Annotated in this window: 16 protein-coding genes and 1 tRNA gene; 14 read left to right on the top strand and 3 right to left on the bottom strand. The window is 60.0% G+C overall.

Annotation, left to right across the window (positions count from 1 at the left end; genetic code table 11):
* Positions 1–48: 48 nt before the first annotated feature.
* The gene (gene glmM / locus HB780_RS20985; protein WP_183696018.1) at positions 49–1,401 is read left to right on the top strand and encodes a phosphoglucosamine mutase; all 1,353 of its coding nucleotides are present in this window, start codon (positions 49–51) and stop codon (positions 1,399–1,401) included.
* 93 nt (positions 1,402–1,494) lie between these two features.
* Here the strand turns inward: glmM and HB780_RS20980 are convergent, their stop codons facing one another.
* Entirely contained in the window at positions 1,495–2,085 is a 591-nt protein-coding gene (locus tag HB780_RS20980) for an SH3 domain-containing protein (RefSeq protein WP_286203155.1), read from the bottom strand.
* Between the two features lie 283 nt (positions 2,086–2,368).
* On the opposite strand from HB780_RS20980, the gene HB780_RS20975 reads away from it, so the two are divergent.
* Both HB780_RS20975 and HB780_RS20970 read left to right on the top strand, forming a co-directional pair.
* Complete coding sequence (locus HB780_RS20975) at positions 2,369–3,217, top strand: outer membrane protein (protein ID WP_183696016.1); 849 nt, start codon at positions 2,369–2,371, stop codon at positions 3,215–3,217.
* A gap of 252 nt (positions 3,218–3,469) precedes the next feature.
* On the top strand, positions 3,470–4,297 hold the full coding sequence (locus HB780_RS20970) for an outer membrane protein (RefSeq protein WP_183696013.1): 828 nt from the start codon (positions 3,470–3,472) through the stop codon (positions 4,295–4,297).
* Between the two features lie 8 nt (positions 4,298–4,305).
* Here the strand turns inward: HB780_RS20970 and HB780_RS20965 are convergent, their stop codons facing one another.
* Positions 4,306–5,058: a glycosyltransferase family 25 protein gene (locus HB780_RS20965; RefSeq protein ID WP_183696010.1), complete on the bottom strand. Its 753-nt coding sequence runs from the start codon at positions 5,056–5,058 to the stop codon at positions 4,306–4,308.
* A gap of 280 nt (positions 5,059–5,338) precedes the next feature.
* Between HB780_RS20965 and HB780_RS20960 the strand changes: the two genes are divergently transcribed.
* The 9 genes from HB780_RS20960 (at position 5,339) to HB780_RS20920 (ending at position 13,170) form a co-directional block, all read left to right on the top strand.
* The gene (locus HB780_RS20960; RefSeq protein WP_183696007.1) at positions 5,339–6,517 is read left to right on the top strand and encodes a phosphoserine transaminase; all 1,179 of its coding nucleotides are present in this window, start codon (positions 5,339–5,341) and stop codon (positions 6,515–6,517) included.
* Positions 6,518–6,662: 145 nt separating this feature from the next.
* Entirely contained in the window at positions 6,663–8,258 is a 1,596-nt protein-coding gene (gene serA, locus HB780_RS20955; protein ID WP_183696003.1) for a phosphoglycerate dehydrogenase, read from the top strand.
* Positions 8,259–8,429: 171 nt separating this feature from the next.
* Positions 8,430–9,083: a lysophospholipid acyltransferase family protein gene (locus HB780_RS20950; RefSeq protein WP_183696000.1), complete on the top strand. Its 654-nt coding sequence runs from the start codon at positions 8,430–8,432 to the stop codon at positions 9,081–9,083.
* On the top strand, positions 9,080–10,030 hold the full coding sequence (locus HB780_RS20945; RefSeq protein WP_183695997.1) for a phosphatidate cytidylyltransferase: 951 nt from the start codon (positions 9,080–9,082) through the stop codon (positions 10,028–10,030). Before HB780_RS20950 ends, HB780_RS20945 begins: the two co-directional genes overlap by 4 nt.
* Positions 10,027–10,413 (top strand): hypothetical protein, encoded by a 387-nt coding sequence (locus HB780_RS20940; protein WP_183695994.1) that lies wholly within the window; start codon positions 10,027–10,029, stop codon positions 10,411–10,413. Before HB780_RS20945 ends, HB780_RS20940 begins: the two co-directional genes overlap by 4 nt.
* Before the next feature lie 4 nt (positions 10,414–10,417).
* Positions 10,418–11,068, top strand: coding sequence for a CDP-alcohol phosphatidyltransferase family protein (locus HB780_RS20935; RefSeq protein WP_183695991.1), 651 nt, complete (start codon positions 10,418–10,420; stop codon positions 11,066–11,068).
* Positions 11,069–11,258: 190 nt separating this feature from the next.
* Positions 11,259–12,458, top strand: a complete 1,200-nt coding sequence (gene mnmA / locus HB780_RS20930) for a tRNA 2-thiouridine(34) synthase MnmA (protein ID WP_183695988.1) — start codon at positions 11,259–11,261, stop codon at positions 12,456–12,458.
* A gap of 164 nt (positions 12,459–12,622) precedes the next feature.
* Positions 12,623–12,699, top strand: a tRNA-Met gene (locus tag HB780_RS20925).
* 291 nt (positions 12,700–12,990) lie between these two features.
* The gene (locus HB780_RS20920; protein ID WP_183695985.1) at positions 12,991–13,170 is read left to right on the top strand and encodes a hypothetical protein; all 180 of its coding nucleotides are present in this window, start codon (positions 12,991–12,993) and stop codon (positions 13,168–13,170) included.
* A gap of 138 nt (positions 13,171–13,308) precedes the next feature.
* Here the strand turns inward: HB780_RS20920 and HB780_RS20915 are convergent, their stop codons facing one another.
* Entirely contained in the window at positions 13,309–13,734 is a 426-nt protein-coding gene (locus tag HB780_RS20915; RefSeq protein WP_183695982.1) for a hypothetical protein, read from the bottom strand.
* A gap of 117 nt (positions 13,735–13,851) precedes the next feature.
* Between HB780_RS20915 and HB780_RS20910 the strand changes: the two genes are divergently transcribed.
* Both HB780_RS20910 and HB780_RS20905 read left to right on the top strand, forming a co-directional pair.
* Positions 13,852–14,151, top strand: coding sequence for a helix-turn-helix domain-containing protein (locus tag HB780_RS20910; protein ID WP_353622964.1), 300 nt, complete (start codon positions 13,852–13,854; stop codon positions 14,149–14,151).
* A 35-nt stretch (positions 14,152–14,186) separates the two neighbouring features.
* Positions 14,187–14,333 carry a hypothetical protein gene (locus HB780_RS20905; RefSeq protein ID WP_183695980.1) on the top strand — a complete coding sequence of 49 codons (147 nt, stop codon included), beginning with the start codon at positions 14,187–14,189 and terminating at the stop codon, positions 14,331–14,333.
* Positions 14,334–14,724: the final 391 nt, after the last annotated feature.

The following is a 14,724-nucleotide window of genomic DNA, read 5'->3' as shown; positions in this document are numbered from 1 at the left end:
CGGGATGCCGCGGTCCCACAGTGGGACGCCGCAATCACGGGAGTGCATATGAAACGTCGCTATTTCGGAACGGACGGAATCCGCGGTCAATCCAACATCTATCCGATGACGCCGGATCTTGCCATGCGCGTGGGTATCGCTGCTGGCACGATCTTCCATCGGGGTAGCCATCGCCATCGCGTGGTCATCGGCAAGGACACGCGTCTGTCCGGCTATATGCTGGAAAACGCAATGGTGGCGGGCTTTACCGCCGCCGGCGTCGATGCCTTCGTTCTCGGCCCGATCCCGACACCCGCCGTCGCCATGCTGACGCGATCGCTGCGCGCCGATATCGGCGTGATGATCTCCGCCTCGCATAATCCTTACGAAGACAACGGCATCAAGCTTTTCGGCCCCGACGGCTACAAGCTGTCCGATGAGCTCGAAATGAAGATCGAGGATCTGCTCGAAAAAGACATGACGGCGCACCTCGCCAAGTCGGAGAATATCGGTCGCGCCAAGCGCGTCGATGGCGTGCATGACCGTTATATCGAACATGCCAAGCGCACGCTGCCGCGCGATGTGACGCTGCAGGGCCTGCGTATCGCCATCGATTGCGCCAACGGCGCCGCATACAAGGTCGCACCGGCGGTGTTGTGGGAACTCGGTGCGGAGGTCGTCACCATCGGCAATGAGCCGAACGGCACCAACATCAATCTCAACTGCGGCTCCACTAGCCCGGTCGCATTGCAAAAGAAGGTGGACGAGGTACGGGCCGACATTGGTATCGCGCTCGACGGTGACGCCGACCGTGTGATCATCGTCGATGAGACCGGCACCATTATCGACGGCGACCAGCTGATGGCCGCCATTGCCGAGAGCTGGGCTGAGAGCCAGTTGTTGCGCGGCAACGGCATCGTCGCCACCGTCATGTCCAATCTCGGCCTTGAGCGTTTCCTGGAAGACCGCGGCATGGCACTTGCCCGTACTGCTGTCGGCGACCGTCATGTCGTCGAGCACATGCGCCAGCACAATTATAATGTCGGCGGTGAGCAGTCCGGCCATATCGTGCTCTCCGACTATGGCACCACCGGTGATGGTCTCGTGGCGGCGTTGCAGATCCTGGCTGTGGTCCAGCGCACCGGCAAGCCGGTCAGCGAAGTCTGCCGGCGTTTCGAGCCGGTGCCACAGCTGCTGCGCAATGTTCGCATTTCCGGTGGCAAGCCGCTGGAGGACAATCAGGTACGCAAGGCAATCGCCGATGCGGAGAACGAGCTTGCCCGCAATGGCCGTCTGGTCATCCGCCCCTCAGGTACCGAGCCGTTGATCCGCGTCATGGCGGAAGGCGACGATCGTGGCCAGATCGAGCGGATCGTCGGCGGACTGATCGACGTGATCTCGAACGTTCGCAACGCTGCCTGATTAGGGCGATCGGTTATTGCCAAGTATTGGATCTGTTGGCCGCCCTATCACGGGCGGCCATTTCGTTTCCAGAACCTGCCTTTAGTGCATGGACTATTGGAACATTTCGCCGGGATAAGCGCCCCAAAGCATATTTTGCCTGACGTAACCGCGCATGGAATGCTCGCGGACTGAAACGCTGCACCATGCGCCGGTGCAGGAGTGCAATGAAAGCAGCACGCGAGGTTGCAGTTCGGCGGTGAGGGAGGCCGTTGTTTCCGGTTTGCTGCGCAGCATCGCATTCGTCGTCAGCCACGGCGCGACCACTGCTGTCCGCAGTCCCGAAAGAAGCGCGCTGTGCATCCATCCGGTAGTGCCGGTGTCGTCGCGCACCTGTCGCCAGTGGCCGTATTCGTCGATGATCTCCAGCGGCAGCCCGGTTTTCATATAGATCCATTTGGTGGCGTAGATCGTCGACGGGCCGATGCGCATGCGCGCCTTATGCGCTTTCAGCGATACGTAGCGGGGGATTGGCAGCCCGGTCTCCCGTCCCTTGTTCCGAGCCGTGGCCGCGACGGGCTGGATCGGCATCGGCGTGGCAAGCGTGGCTGAGGACAGGAAAACAAGTGCGAGGCACAGGCCGGCATATAGCTTGCGAAAGTAAGTCAACGACTTGCTCCATGTTTTAGGCCCCGGTGGCATCATGGTAGCGGCTCGGTTCTTGCCAATTGGTTTAGAAATCGGTGAAGGATGACCTCGATGGCCATCGGGGCTTGCGGCATGACGACCCGGCTGACCAAGATATCCTACTGTTGCGACACTATAATTATGAATTACTAATGTATAAAATAAAGTATATCCGGCAATCAAACAGAGTAAATATTCGTAGTTAATCGGGTTTTAACTCTTATCAACCATTATCCACGTCATGTCTTTTCGATTGGCAAGCGTTTGTCGTGCCAATGGCAATAACTTTGGAGCCAAAGCCATGATGAAATCTCTAATTGGGGCCGTTGCCGCCCTGCTGGTTGGCACGTCTGCCTTTTCCGCAGATCTCTACACGCCTGAGCCGGCGCAGCAGACACCCGAAGTGGCCGTCAGCCAATCCAGTGGTTGGTATCTGCGCGGCGATGTCGGCTACGCCTTCACCAAGCTGCGTGGCTCGAATTACTTCCAGGGTTCCAACTCCAGCCTGGTGGATTTCGACAGTGCCAAGCTCAGCGGCAATATGACGCTCGGCGGCGGTGTCGGCTACCAGGTCAACAACTACCTGCGCACGGACGTGACGCTGGACTATCTCTTCAAGTCCAATTTCAAGGGCTCGACGACCGGCGATTGCGGTGGCTGCGGTCCTGGCTTCACTGCCGTGCCGGCAACCTCGCGTGATCGCGCGTCTCTCACGGCTTATAGCTTGCTTGCCAATGCCTATGTTGATCTTGGCACATACAGCATCTTCACGCCTTACGTCGGCGGCGGTCTCGGCGGTACTTACGTCAAATGGAGCAACCTGAAGAATACTTCCTGCTCCGACGCCAATCCGGACTCCTGCGACGGCAGCGTCTCGCATAATGGCCGTGGCAGCTGGCGCTTCACTTACGCGCTGATGGCCGGCACCTCCATCGACCTCTCGTGCAACCTCAAGGCTGACGTCGGATATCGCTATCGTCATATCGAAGGCGGCAATATGTTCGGCTATGCGGAAAACGGCGGTCCCGGCTACGACAAGGGTATCAACCTGCATGAAGCCCGCATTGGCGCCCGCTATACTTTCGGCGGCTGCCAGACCGCCAGCTACATGCCGCCGGCCGATATCCCGGTCCAGCCGGTCTACAAGTAAGCATCCTTACTTCCAAGTCATTGAAAAAGCCGCTCGGTTCCTCCGGGCGGCTTTTGCTTTTTTACCCCCACCGTTAAGCAATTCCGCTGCGTCTTAAACCTTCGTTAACCATGAATTCCCTATGGTTAACGAAATAACAATGGCAGCGGTTCGGCCCCGGCTTCTCCTCGTGGGGAGCCAGAATGTGGGAACGACAAGAGCCGGCCGGGCTCGGAATGCGGGCGCCTGCCCGATGATGGAAGGCGAGGGGTAATGATCCGTTTCGACGCTTTGGCGCTGGCTACGATGATGGCGAGCGCATTTGCGGGCACTGCCTTTGCGAGTGATCTGCCGCCGGAAATCAAGATGCCGGAAGTGAGCGTCAAGGACGCCCGGGGCTGGTATGTGCGCGGCGATTTCGGCTACGCCGTCAACGCCAGTCACGGCGATACGACCTTCCGCACCTATGATGCTACCAGTGGTGACTACAGCTCCGGCCGATTCGATTCGGATCGCTTCAGCGGCGATTTCTCCGGCGGACTGGGTGTCGGCTACCAATTCAACGACCTGCTCCGCGCCGACCTCACCGGCGATTACTTCAGCGGGGACTACGATGGCCGGGTTTCGAGCGCAACGTCCTGCTCGGGCGGGGCAGGCGGCACGGGTTGCTCCACCAAGGCTCGCTCCTCCTTCAAGGCAGGTAGCCTGATGGTGAACGGCTATGTCGATCTCGGCACGCTTGCCGGCTTTACGCCGTATGTCGGCGCCGGGCTCGGCGCGACCAGGATTTCCTGGAGCAGCGTCAATGCGGTTGGCTCCTGCGTCGATGGCGTCTCCGCCTGCGGTAGCAGTTCGGTCAGCACCCGCTATCCCGGTGACAGCGACTGGCGCTTAACCTATGCCTTGATGGCCGGCGTTGCCTATGAGGTGGCGCCGAATGTGAAGTTGGATCTTGGCTATCGTTTCTCGCATGTCGCCGGCGGCGACATGTTCGGCTATTCCGCCGCTGATTCGGCGGCAGGGGCCGGCGGCACGATGGGCCGCGACGGCGCCTTGTCACGCCATGAAATCCGCGTCGGTTTGCGAATCACCACCTGGTAAGACGCTTTTTACGGCGCCCTAAGCACGTATGCGATACGACGGAAGAAATCCAAAGTGCGGAAAAGATGTGCCGGAATACGCCGCAAGGCGGTGGATTTCGCGGCGCGATAGTCGCGGCGCCAGCCGATCATCGTGGTTCTCTGCAATGGGCTGAAACCGACGATGTTGACGCGCGTGGTGAAGATGGACGTCCGCATGTCCCAGCCGCGCTCGACGGCGACATCCCAGGGCAGGGACATGATGGCGAGCGATTTGACGATCTTTTCCGCGCCGGTGCGTGTCACGAGATAGCAGGCCGTCGATCCCTGCGGGCCGAAGAGGCAGCGGCCGATCACGTCTCCCCTGTGGCTGCGGGCCGTGGCACGGAAACCACCCCAACGATGATTGACCAGCTTGATGACCTCGGCATTCGGGGCCGCCTCTTGCGCCGCCACGGTGCGGGCCAGGAGGTCGCCGTCCAGTGCTATGTCGTCTTCGATGATGATGGCGGATTGACTGCCTCCCGCCAGAAACTGTCGCAGTGCCAGAAGATGACTGCGGTAGCAGCCATACTCACCGGGCAGGATGACCCTGCCATGCCGGCGCTGGAATCGCTCGTGATCGACATCGACCCACTGCTCCTGCGGCAACAGAGCGCCGTCGACGCCGTTAACGCGCTCGATCCTGATGCCGTGTTCATCGCTCTGCCGTTGAATCTCCGCCAATCTGTCCGTCGCCCGATCAATGTTGATGAGGTAGACGGGCAGAGGCTGCGTGGGCATGCGAGGACTTTCGGACAATGCGGCTTGATGTGTTAGGGACATTTGTTCTTCATCGGTCGGCGCAAATCCATGAAACGCCATAACATATGGTGGCGTGTCCGCAAAGAAGCGAGCTTTTGTGTGGCTAATTCAATGTGCTCCTCAGCACGTTCCTGCACGAATTCGTGAAGCGCTGTCCACACGTATATTTTGCCTATTGCGCTCAAACTCGACTTCCAATATATCCGGCGGCGGGACACTCCTCCCCAACGAGGAGCTTTCTATCTGAGAGGATAGCATCATGACTAAGCTCGCCAAGCCGGACATCCGTCCGAACAATACCCATTTTTCTTCTGGCCCCTGCTCTAAGCGCCCCGGTTGGTCGCTCGATGCTCTTTCCGACGCGCCTCTCGGCCGTTCGCACCGTGCGAAAGTCGGCAAGGCCAAGCTGAAGCAGGCCATTGATCTTACCCGTGACATTCTGGACGTGCCTACGGACTACCGCATCGGCATCGTTCCCGCTTCCGATACCGGCGCCGTCGAAATGGCGCTCTGGTCGCTGCTCGGAGAGCGCGGCGTCGACATGCTCGCCTGGGAAAGCTTCGGCGCCGGCTGGGTCACCGATGTCGTCAAGCAGCTGAAGCTCAAGGACGTCCGCAAGCTCGAAGCCGGTTACGGCGAGCTGCCCGATCTTTCCGCTGTCGATTTCGACCGCGACGTGGTCTTCACCTGGAACGGCACCACATCCGGCGTCCGCGTCCCGAACGCCGATTTCATCCCCGCTGACCGCAAGGGCCTGACGATCTGCGACGCCACCTCGGCGGCTTTCGCTCAGGACCTCGACTTCGCCAAGCTCGATGTCGTCACCTTCTCCTGGCAGAAGGTTCTGGGCGGCGAGGGCGCGCATGGCGTCATCATCCTTTCGCCGCGTGCCGTCGAGCGTCTGACAACCTATCAGCCCGCCTGGCCACTGCCGAAAATCTTCCGCATGACCAGCGGTGGCAAGCTCATCGAAGGCATCTTCACCGGCGAGACGATCAATACGCCGTCGATGCTCTGCGTTGAGGACTATATCGACGCGCTTCTCTGGGCCAAGGGCCTCGGTGGTCTCAAGGCTTTGATCGGTCGCGCTGACGCAAACGCCAAGGTCATCCATGACTTTGTCGCCGCCAACGACTGGATCGCCAATCTCTCCGCCAAGGTCGAGACGCAGTCCAACACTTCCGTCTGCCTGAAGATCGTCGACAAGGATGTCTCCGCTCTCGATGATGACGGTCAGGCGAATTTCGCCAAGGGTCTGGTCGCACTTCTGGAAAAGGAAGGCGTCGCCTATGACGTCGGCCATTATCGCGACGCACCGTCGGGCCTGCGCATTTGGGCTGGTGCCACGATCGAAGCCGCCGACATGCAGAAGCTGATGCCCTGGCTCTCCTGGGCTTTCGAAACGCAGAAGGCAACGCTCTCCCAGGCTGCTGCCTGAGATTTAAGCGTATCCGGCTCCGCCAAAAGGGCGGAGCCCAGCATTCCAGACTCTCTGTTTGCTTTCACGCAATTCCGAACGGAAAGCGTTTCGCATTTTTCCTGGAATTGCCCATCATCGCTGACCCTTTTTCAGGAGGCCTCCCATGGCACCTCGCGTTCTCGTATCCGACGAATTGTCGGAAACCGCCGTCCAGATCTTCCGCGATCGCGGCGTCGAAGTCGATTTCCAGCCGCAGCTTGGCAAAGACAAGGACAGGCTGCTGGAGATCATCGGCAATTATGATGGTCTCGCCATCCGTTCCGCCACCAAGGTGACCGAGAAGATCATCGAAGCGGCGAAGAACCTCAAGGTCGTCGGTCGCGCCGGTATCGGCGTCGACAATGTCGATATCCCGGCCGCCTCGCGCCGCGGTATCATCGTCATGAACACGCCCTTCGGCAATTCGATCACCACGGCCGAACACGCCATCGCGCTGATGTTCGCCGTTGCCCGCCAGCTTCCGTCTGCCGACGCCTCGACCCAGGCCGGCAAGTGGGAGAAGTCGAAGTTCATGGGTGTCGAAATCACCGGCAAGACGCTCGGCGTCATCGGCGCCGGCAATATCGGCTCGATCGTGATTGCCCGCGCCATCGGCCTGAAGATGCACGTCGTTGCCTATGACCCGTTCCTCTCCAAGGAGCGTGCCGAGGAAATGGGCGTCACCAAGGTCGAACTCGACGAGCTTTTCGCCCGTGCCGACTTCATCACGCTGCATGTGCCGCTGACGGACAAGACCCGCAACATCATCGACGCCGATGCGCTTGCCAAGATCAAGCCGGGCGTGCGCATCATCAACTGCGCTCGTGGCGGTCTGGTGGATGAGGCAGCGCTTGCCGCCGCCATCAAGTCCGGCCATGTCGCCGGTGCTGCCTTCGACGTCTTCGAGGTCGAGCCCGCCAAGGAAAGCCCGCTGTTCGGCCTGCCGAATGTCGTCTGCACGCCGCATCTCGGCGCGTCGACCACGGAAGCGCAGGAGAATGTCGCTTTGCAGGTGGCCGAGCAGATGTCGGATTATCTCGTCAGGGGCGCGGTGTCCAACGCCATCAACATGCCCTCGATCACCGCAGAGGAAGCGCCGCTCCTGAAGCCGTTCATCAAGCTCGCCGACGTTCTCGGTGCCTTTGTCGGCCAGGTGACGGACGATCCGATCAAGGAAATCGAGATCCTCTATGACGGCGTCACCGCCGGCATGAACACCAAGGCGCTGACGAGCGCGTTGCTGGCTGGTCTCATCCGTAACCAGGTTGCCGACGTCAACATGGTTTCGGCGCCGATCATGATCAAGGAAAAGGGCATCGTGCTTGCCGAAGTCAAGCGCGACAAGACCGGCGTCTATGACGGTTACATCAAGCTGACGGTCACTACCGACAGCATGAGCCGCTCGGTCGCCGGCACCGTCTTCTCCGACGGCAAGCCGCGCTTCATCCAGATCAAGGGCATCAATCTCGATGCCGATGTCGGCAACCACATGGTCTACATAGCCAATACCGACGTTCCCGGCATGATCGGCTTCATCGGCACGACGCTTGGCGCGGCTAATGTCAACATCGCCAACTTCCAGCTGGGCCGTGACAATCAGGGCGGCGACGCCATCGCGCTGCTCTATGTCGACGGTCCGATCAACGACGAGGTTCTGGGCAAGCTGACCGCTCACCAGGCGATCCGCCAGGCCAAGCCGCTGGTGTTCAACGTCGACTAAATTGCTCCTCCCAAGAGCTATCCGAAGAGCCCGGTGTAACGTTAGTTGCGCCGGGCTTTTCTTTACCTTCTGCGGCTGTGGATAAGTCTGCTCACCAGGCTATCGGGTCCGTTCAAACACGCCTATCTCTTTGTCATGGGGGCGTTACAGAAGAGCATTTTGGGGGAAACGATGGGCAGGCCGATAGAGTGGCTTGCGAAACCGGCATCTGTTGCGATCGTACTGTTCGCGCGGGCCGTTACTGCTGTCAGGGCGATCTGGCCCGAGAGCGGTGTTCCGTCAGAGCGATGCGTCTATTTCGCCAATCATTCCAGCCATGGCGATTTCATCCTGATCTGGACCGTGTTGCCGCCGCGGCTGCGTCAGCGCACGCGGCCGGTCGCCGGTGCCGACTACTGGCTGAAGTCGAAATTGAACAGTTTCATCGGCCGCGACGTCTTCAATGCCGTTTTGATCGAGCGTGATCGCGAGGCGCGAACGGAAGATCCGATCGAGCAGATGGCTGCGGCGATCGACGCCGGCTCTTCGCTGATCCTTTTCCCCGAGGGCACGCGAAACCTGACGGATGCGCCATTACAGCCGTTCAAGAGCGGGCTTTATCATCTGGCGATGGCGCGTCCCGATATCGATCTCATTCCCGTCTGGATCAACAATCTCAACCGCGTCATGCCCAAGGGTGAGTTCGTGCCCATTCCGCTGATCTGCACGGTGACTTTCGGCGAGGCGTTGCGGATCGGCGCTGACGAAGAGAAGGCGGACTTTCTGGCGCGTGCGCAAGCGGCGCTTTTGGCTTTGTCGCCCAAGCAAGTGGGGCACGGTGAATGAGTGCGGCAAGCTCTGATCTGATCCATCTGGTTCTCGGCATTTTCGGCGTGCTGATCGTCGCGTCCGTCATCGGTTATGTATTGCAGCAGCGGCTGTCGCCGGATGGATCGAATGCGGCGATCGAAAACCTCAATGCCCGCATCAAGGCCTGGTGGGTGATGGTCATCCTGATCGGTGTCGCCTTTCTGGCGGGCCGCGCCGGCGTCATCCTGCTCTTTGCCTTCTGCTCCTTTGCGGCGCTGCGCGAATTCATCACGCTGATCAGCACCCGGCGCGCCGACCATTGGGCGCTCGCCGCTGCTTTCTTTATCGCTCTGCCGGTGCAATATTATCTGCTCTGGGCTGAGCAATACGGCATCTACGCGATCTTCATCCCGGTCTACGCCTTCCTGCTGATGCCGATCATCGCGGTCTTGCGCGGCGATACCGAGCGCTTCCTGATCCGCATCGCCGAAGTGCAATGGGCGCTGATGATCTGCGTTTTCTGCGCCTCGCATGTGCCGGCATTGCTGACCCTGCATATTCCCGGCTACGAAGGTCGCAACGTCCTTTTGATCGCCTTCCTCGTCATCGTCGTGCAGCTCAGCGATGTGCTGCAATATGTCTGGGGCAAGCTGTTCGGGCGCACGAAGATTGCGCCGAAGCTGTCGCCATCTAAAACGGTGGAAGGCTTTGTCGGCGGTGTCGCCAGCGCGACGCTGATTGGCGCGGCGCTGTGGTGGATCACGCCGTTCACGCCGCTGCAAGCCGGGCTGCTTGCCTTCATCATTACGATCATGGGCTTCTTCGGCGGCCTGGTGATGTCGGCGATCAAGCGCGATCGTGGCGTCAAGGATTGGGGGCACCTGATCGAAGGTCATGGCGGGTTGATCGACCGTCTGGATTCCGTCGTCTTCTCCGCGCCGATCTTCTTTCATCTAGTCCGCTACTGGTGGGTGGTGTCATGATCGGGCGGGTGAGGGCGCTTGCCGGCAGCAGCGTCGTGCATCTGCTTTTCGCTTTCCTCGCCATGGGCGGCTGGGCCGTTTTCGCCAACCGGATGCATCCAATGCCACGGCCCGTAATCGCGGGTCTGGTTCAGGGCATTCTGTCGGCCTGCCTGACGCTGTTCCTCAAATCGGTGATCGACGCGCTGTCGAAACGGTTTCGTGGTCTTGCCGCCCTTTGGGCGCCACCGTTGATCGCCTGCCTTGGCTCCTCCGGCATATTGGTGACGATCCATGCGCTCAGCGGTACGCCGGAGATAGTGAAGACCATCGCAGTGCCGCTGCTGGTGTCGACCAGCTATGCGACGCTCTACAATTATTCGATTTCCGGCGGGAGGCGTTAGGGTCATGGCGGGCGAAGGGACAGGCGACAGGCGGCCGTTGGCCAGCCGCAATACACGCTGGGCGCAGGGATTGGCACGACGGATGACCGCGCTGTCGGTGACGCCGAACCAGATATCGCAGGCAAGCATGGTCATGGCGGCACTGGCCGGCGGTTCCTTCTGGCTGTCGGGGCAAGAGGATAGCGAATTGCGCATCCTGTTCCTGATCCTTGCGGCGCTCTTCTGCCAGCTTCGGCTGTTGTGCAATCTGCTTGACGGCATGGTCGCCGTCGAGGGCGGCAAGGGTGAGCCGGATGGGCCGTTCTGGAATGAATTCCCGGACCGCATCGCCGATATCCTGATCTTCGCCGGTGTGGGCTATGGCATTGCCACTCCCGGCCTTGGCTGGGCTGCTGCCGCCTTTGCCGTTCTCACCGCCTATGTCCGCGAACTCGGCCGCGCCACCGGCAACCCCAGCGATTTCGGCGGGCCGATGGCCAAGCAGCATCGCATGGCGACGATCACAGCCGCAGCACTGCTCTCCATTCTCGAAGTGCTCTGGAACGGCGGAACCTGGGTGCTGACCGTCGCACTCTGGATCGTCGCTGTCGGGGCGGCAGTGACGGCACTGCGGCGCGGGCTCAACCTCATTCGGCAGCTGAAAGCGAAGCACTGAGCGTCGCTCTCGGCCTCCCTGATTCGCCGCCTCTTGCGCCCGGCGGCAATCCTTTCTATATCCCTGATCAATTGAGGCTGGGCGGTTAAAGCCGCCCTGTGCCCGCAGACGATAAAAATCCGCCGCTTTTGCATGGCAACCGGTGGATAGAAGACAGCACCGAAGATCGACTGAGATTGGCGGCAAGACCGTGAACACACTGGATTTTGACAAGAAGCCGGAAGACACCCGCGTCGTCGTCGCCATGTCGGGCGGCGTCGATAGCTCTGTCGTCGCCGGCATTTTGAAGCGCCAGGGCTATGATGTGCTCGGCATCACGCTGCAGCTCTACGATCACGGCGCCGCCGTGCACCGCGCCGGCTCCTGCTGCGCCGGCCAGGATATCGACGATGCCCGCCGGGTCTGCGAGACGATCGGCATTCCGCATTATGTACTCGACTACGAGAAGCGTTTCCGCGAGACGGTGATCAATCCCTTCGCCGAAAGCTATGTCGCCGGCGAGACGCCGATCCCTTGCGTCTCCTGCAACCAGACCGTCAAGTTCGCCGATCTGCTGGCGACCGCCAAGGAGCTAGGCGCCGATGCGCTGGCAACCGGCCATTACATCCGTTCGCGCCCGAACCCGTCTGCGGATCATCCCGGCCGCCGCGCGCTCTATCGCCCTGCTGATGCCGACCGCGATCAGAGCTATTTCCTGTTCGCGACGACCCAGGAACAGATTGATTATCTGCGCTTTCCGCTCGGCGGCATGCCGAAGGCGGAGACCCGCGCGTTGGCCGAAGAGATGGGCCTCGTTGTCGCCAAAAAGGCTGACAGCCAGGACATCTGTTTCGTGCCGCAGGGAAAATATTCCGACGTCATCGCCAAGCTGAAGCCGAATGCGGCGCTGGCCGGCGAGATCGTCCATCTCGACGGCCGCGTGCTCGGTCGGCATGAAGGCATCCTGCATTATACGATCGGCCAGCGTCGCGGCATCGGCGTTGCCACCGGCGACCCGCTTTACGTCGTCTACCTCGACGCCCGCTCGCGCCGCGTCATCGTCGGCCCGAAGGAGGCGCTGGAAACGCACCGCGTCTATCTGCGCGACGTCAACTGGCTCGGCGATGAGCCGCTGCTGGTGGCTGCGTCCGGCGAAGGCTTTGCCTGTTACGTCAAGGTCCGCTCCACCCGGCCGCCGGAGCCCGCCGTGCTGCGCGCCGACAGAAGCGGTATCTATGTCGACCTGACGGTCGGCGAAGCCGGCGTCGCGCCCGGACAGGCCTGTGCGCTCTACTCCGCCCCCGGCGACGACGCCCGCGTCTATGGCGGCGGCTTCATCGAACGTTCCGAACGCGAACCGATGGCTGAGGCGTCGCTGAAGGCATTGCTGGCGAGCCCGGTCGCGGCCTGAAGGCAGGCGGTGGCCGGGGCAGGGGAAAGCGTTGTTTTTTCCAAATCATCCGCTTGACACAAAGCCGAACTGCATCTTATAAGCCGCTCAACCGACGAGCCAACGTTCTTCGAACGGCGGTTTTGTTTGGCCATTGTGCATAGCTAATGATTATGCGCAGACGTAGCGGAGTAGCTCAGTTGGTCAGAGCAGAGGAATCATAATCCTTGTGTCGGGGGTTCAAATCCCTCCTCCGCTACCATTTAACTTCTTGAAAACACTGTATATTTTAAAACCGAGCGCATGTTTCAACGTGTTGCGTGTTGCGGCAGAAAACAGCGCATTTCCAGCATTTTCAACGTGTTGCAATTTAGTACTTGCAACACGGATGCAACACGGAAAAACCCGCCGGCTGGTGAGACCGACGGGCAGGCCTGTGGTGGCTTGGTAATGGGAAGCCGCTGTGGAATGCGGCGAACAGTGCGGGTCGTCGCACCGAGTCGGGAACTAATGGCCACGGAATGGGTTCAGCCTTGGAATAAGGAGAACCGCTATGCCAAATTCTTCGAACGAACCGAGCCTCACGCCTTCCGCTGATAGCCCCGGACAGAAGGCCGAAAAGGCCCGCGCTGGAAAAAGCGTCGCCGCTATTATCGGCGCAATCGCTGTCGTATTTCTCATCATCTTTGTCGGCATTATCGGCCACGCGCTGATTTTCGGGTTGAGCCAGTGAATCTGTCAGCACGATCGCCTGAACGGCCAGCATTCGCGCCGGCCTTTGGTGACTTGGAGCCCATGACACGATTCGAACGTGCATGATCCGGTTACGGCTCACGGGGTAGAAACCCGCGCCGGTACATGGGCAAAACTTCTAAATTGGCGACTGCCGCCATTCGCCGAACGGTCGGCTGTCAAATTGACTGTCTGAATAGAATCCGAAGCCGGCCGCATCGCGGGTGATGCCGCCCGTGTTCTCGACGAAGCGAATCTGGCTGATCAGGATGCGCTCGACGAGGTTCGCCAGGGCGGAGCCCTCGCTATCCATCGCACAGATATAGGTGCCGGCGAGCTGGTCAAGTTTTGCCCTCGCGACGCATAGTTGGTAGAGCGCGCCGATGGGCGTCCCCGCCTCATAAAATGACGCCTCGGTTTCGAGGGCGTTGATTCTCGCATCGAAGATGTCGCGATCGTCGCCGCGGTGTTCGTGGTCGGCAAGTGTGCGGCTGGCGATAAGGCTTGCGGCAAGGGTGGCCAGGGTATCGGCTGTTATCGTGGCGTTAACTACGTCCTTAACCATTATCTAGCGCTCCGTTGCGTCCGTTCTGTTTTCGTGACAATGTACCGATACCAGCATACTTTCGGTGCGTCAATACGAAATCGGTACATTGTCATGATGAATGCAGTTCAAAGCAAAATGGCCAGAGCTGCCGTCGGCTGGGGCGTGAGAGAATTGGCAAAAGAAGCTGGCGTCGCCGTCGATACAATATCCAGGCTTGAACGCGGCGAAGAGATCATGCCGCGAACGCTCTCCGCCATCCAAGGTGCCCTGGAAACCGCCGGCGTCGTCTTTCTTGACGGCACCTACTCGGGCTCTGGCGGCCCGGGCGTGCGTCTTGCTTCGCCTGCAGACTCCCCTATAGACACCGACGAGTCCGAGACAATCCAATATCCGGAATTCCTATCTGGCGACGGTGGCCCTGGAAGCGGCGGTTAGGCAACATGACCAATAAAGTTACCGCAGAATCGGCAATGACCGAAGAACAAGCCGACGCGAAGCGGTCGACCGTTGACGCCATACAGGCCGTCCTCGATAATGACGTCATTTTCCTCTCCGATGGCGAAACGACGTTGATGAGCAAGAGCGTCTGGCAGAAGTCGAGAAGCAGACGCAGCTAGAATATCAAGAGGAGGAGCGTCGGCAAAACGCTCCGCGGCAGGGACTTCATCCTCGCGAAGTAAAGGCGCTGCAGTATATGGTTGACCACCCTGAGTGCGCCACGATTGAATCTATTCGTGGCGCAGGCGAGCACACGATTGGTGTTCTAGCTAAGGCTGGATTGGTTCGATGCGCTGGAAAGGATGCACATAGAGCTCAACAATGGAGGGTTACTAAAGAGGGCAAGGCGGAGCTGCGACGTGAGGAGGCGTGGAGAAACTGGGTAATGGAGTAGTTATCGACCCGAATTGACTTCCCTCCCGCTCTCCACGCATAGTTGTGGGAACAACGGGAGGGAATGATGTCGCGGACAAGAGTGATAGTTCACAACTATGAAGGCGAAGGAGTTTT

It is taken from the genome of Rhizobium lusitanum (genome assembly GCF_014189535.1).
GTDB lineage: Bacteria > Pseudomonadota > Alphaproteobacteria > Rhizobiales > Rhizobiaceae > Rhizobium > Rhizobium lusitanum_C.
Note: the sequence above shows the minus strand (reverse complement) of the source record. Positions and strands in the feature narration are given on the sequence as shown.

Coding starts and splice junctions, on each gene's coding strand:
- glmM (WP_183696018.1), top strand. CDS start 49: ATGAAACGTCGCTATTTCGGAACGGACGGAATCCGCGGTCAATCCAAC.
- HB780_RS20980 (WP_286203155.1), bottom strand. CDS start 2,085: ATGATGCCACCGGGGCCTAAAACATGGAGCAAGTCGTTGACTTACTTT.
- HB780_RS20975 (WP_183696016.1), top strand. CDS start 2,369: ATGATGAAATCTCTAATTGGGGCCGTTGCCGCCCTGCTGGTTGGCACG.
- HB780_RS20970 (WP_183696013.1), top strand. CDS start 3,470: ATGATCCGTTTCGACGCTTTGGCGCTGGCTACGATGATGGCGAGCGCA.
- HB780_RS20965 (WP_183696010.1), bottom strand. CDS start 5,058: ATGCCCACGCAGCCTCTGCCCGTCTACCTCATCAACATTGATCGGGCG.
- HB780_RS20960 (WP_183696007.1), top strand. CDS start 5,339: ATGACTAAGCTCGCCAAGCCGGACATCCGTCCGAACAATACCCATTTT.
- serA (WP_183696003.1), top strand. CDS start 6,663: ATGGCACCTCGCGTTCTCGTATCCGACGAATTGTCGGAAACCGCCGTC.
- HB780_RS20950 (WP_183696000.1), top strand. CDS start 8,430: ATGGGCAGGCCGATAGAGTGGCTTGCGAAACCGGCATCTGTTGCGATC.
- HB780_RS20945 (WP_183695997.1), top strand. CDS start 9,080: ATGAGTGCGGCAAGCTCTGATCTGATCCATCTGGTTCTCGGCATTTTC.
- HB780_RS20940 (WP_183695994.1), top strand. CDS start 10,027: ATGATCGGGCGGGTGAGGGCGCTTGCCGGCAGCAGCGTCGTGCATCTG.
- HB780_RS20935 (WP_183695991.1), top strand. CDS start 10,418: ATGGCGGGCGAAGGGACAGGCGACAGGCGGCCGTTGGCCAGCCGCAAT.
- HB780_RS20920 (WP_183695985.1), top strand. CDS start 12,991: ATGCCAAATTCTTCGAACGAACCGAGCCTCACGCCTTCCGCTGATAGC.
- HB780_RS20915 (WP_183695982.1), bottom strand. CDS start 13,734: ATGGTTAAGGACGTAGTTAACGCCACGATAACAGCCGATACCCTGGCC.
- HB780_RS20910 (WP_353622964.1), top strand. CDS start 13,852: ATGGCCAGAGCTGCCGTCGGCTGGGGCGTGAGAGAATTGGCAAAAGAA.
- HB780_RS20905 (WP_183695980.1), top strand. CDS start 14,187: ATGACCGAAGAACAAGCCGACGCGAAGCGGTCGACCGTTGACGCCATA.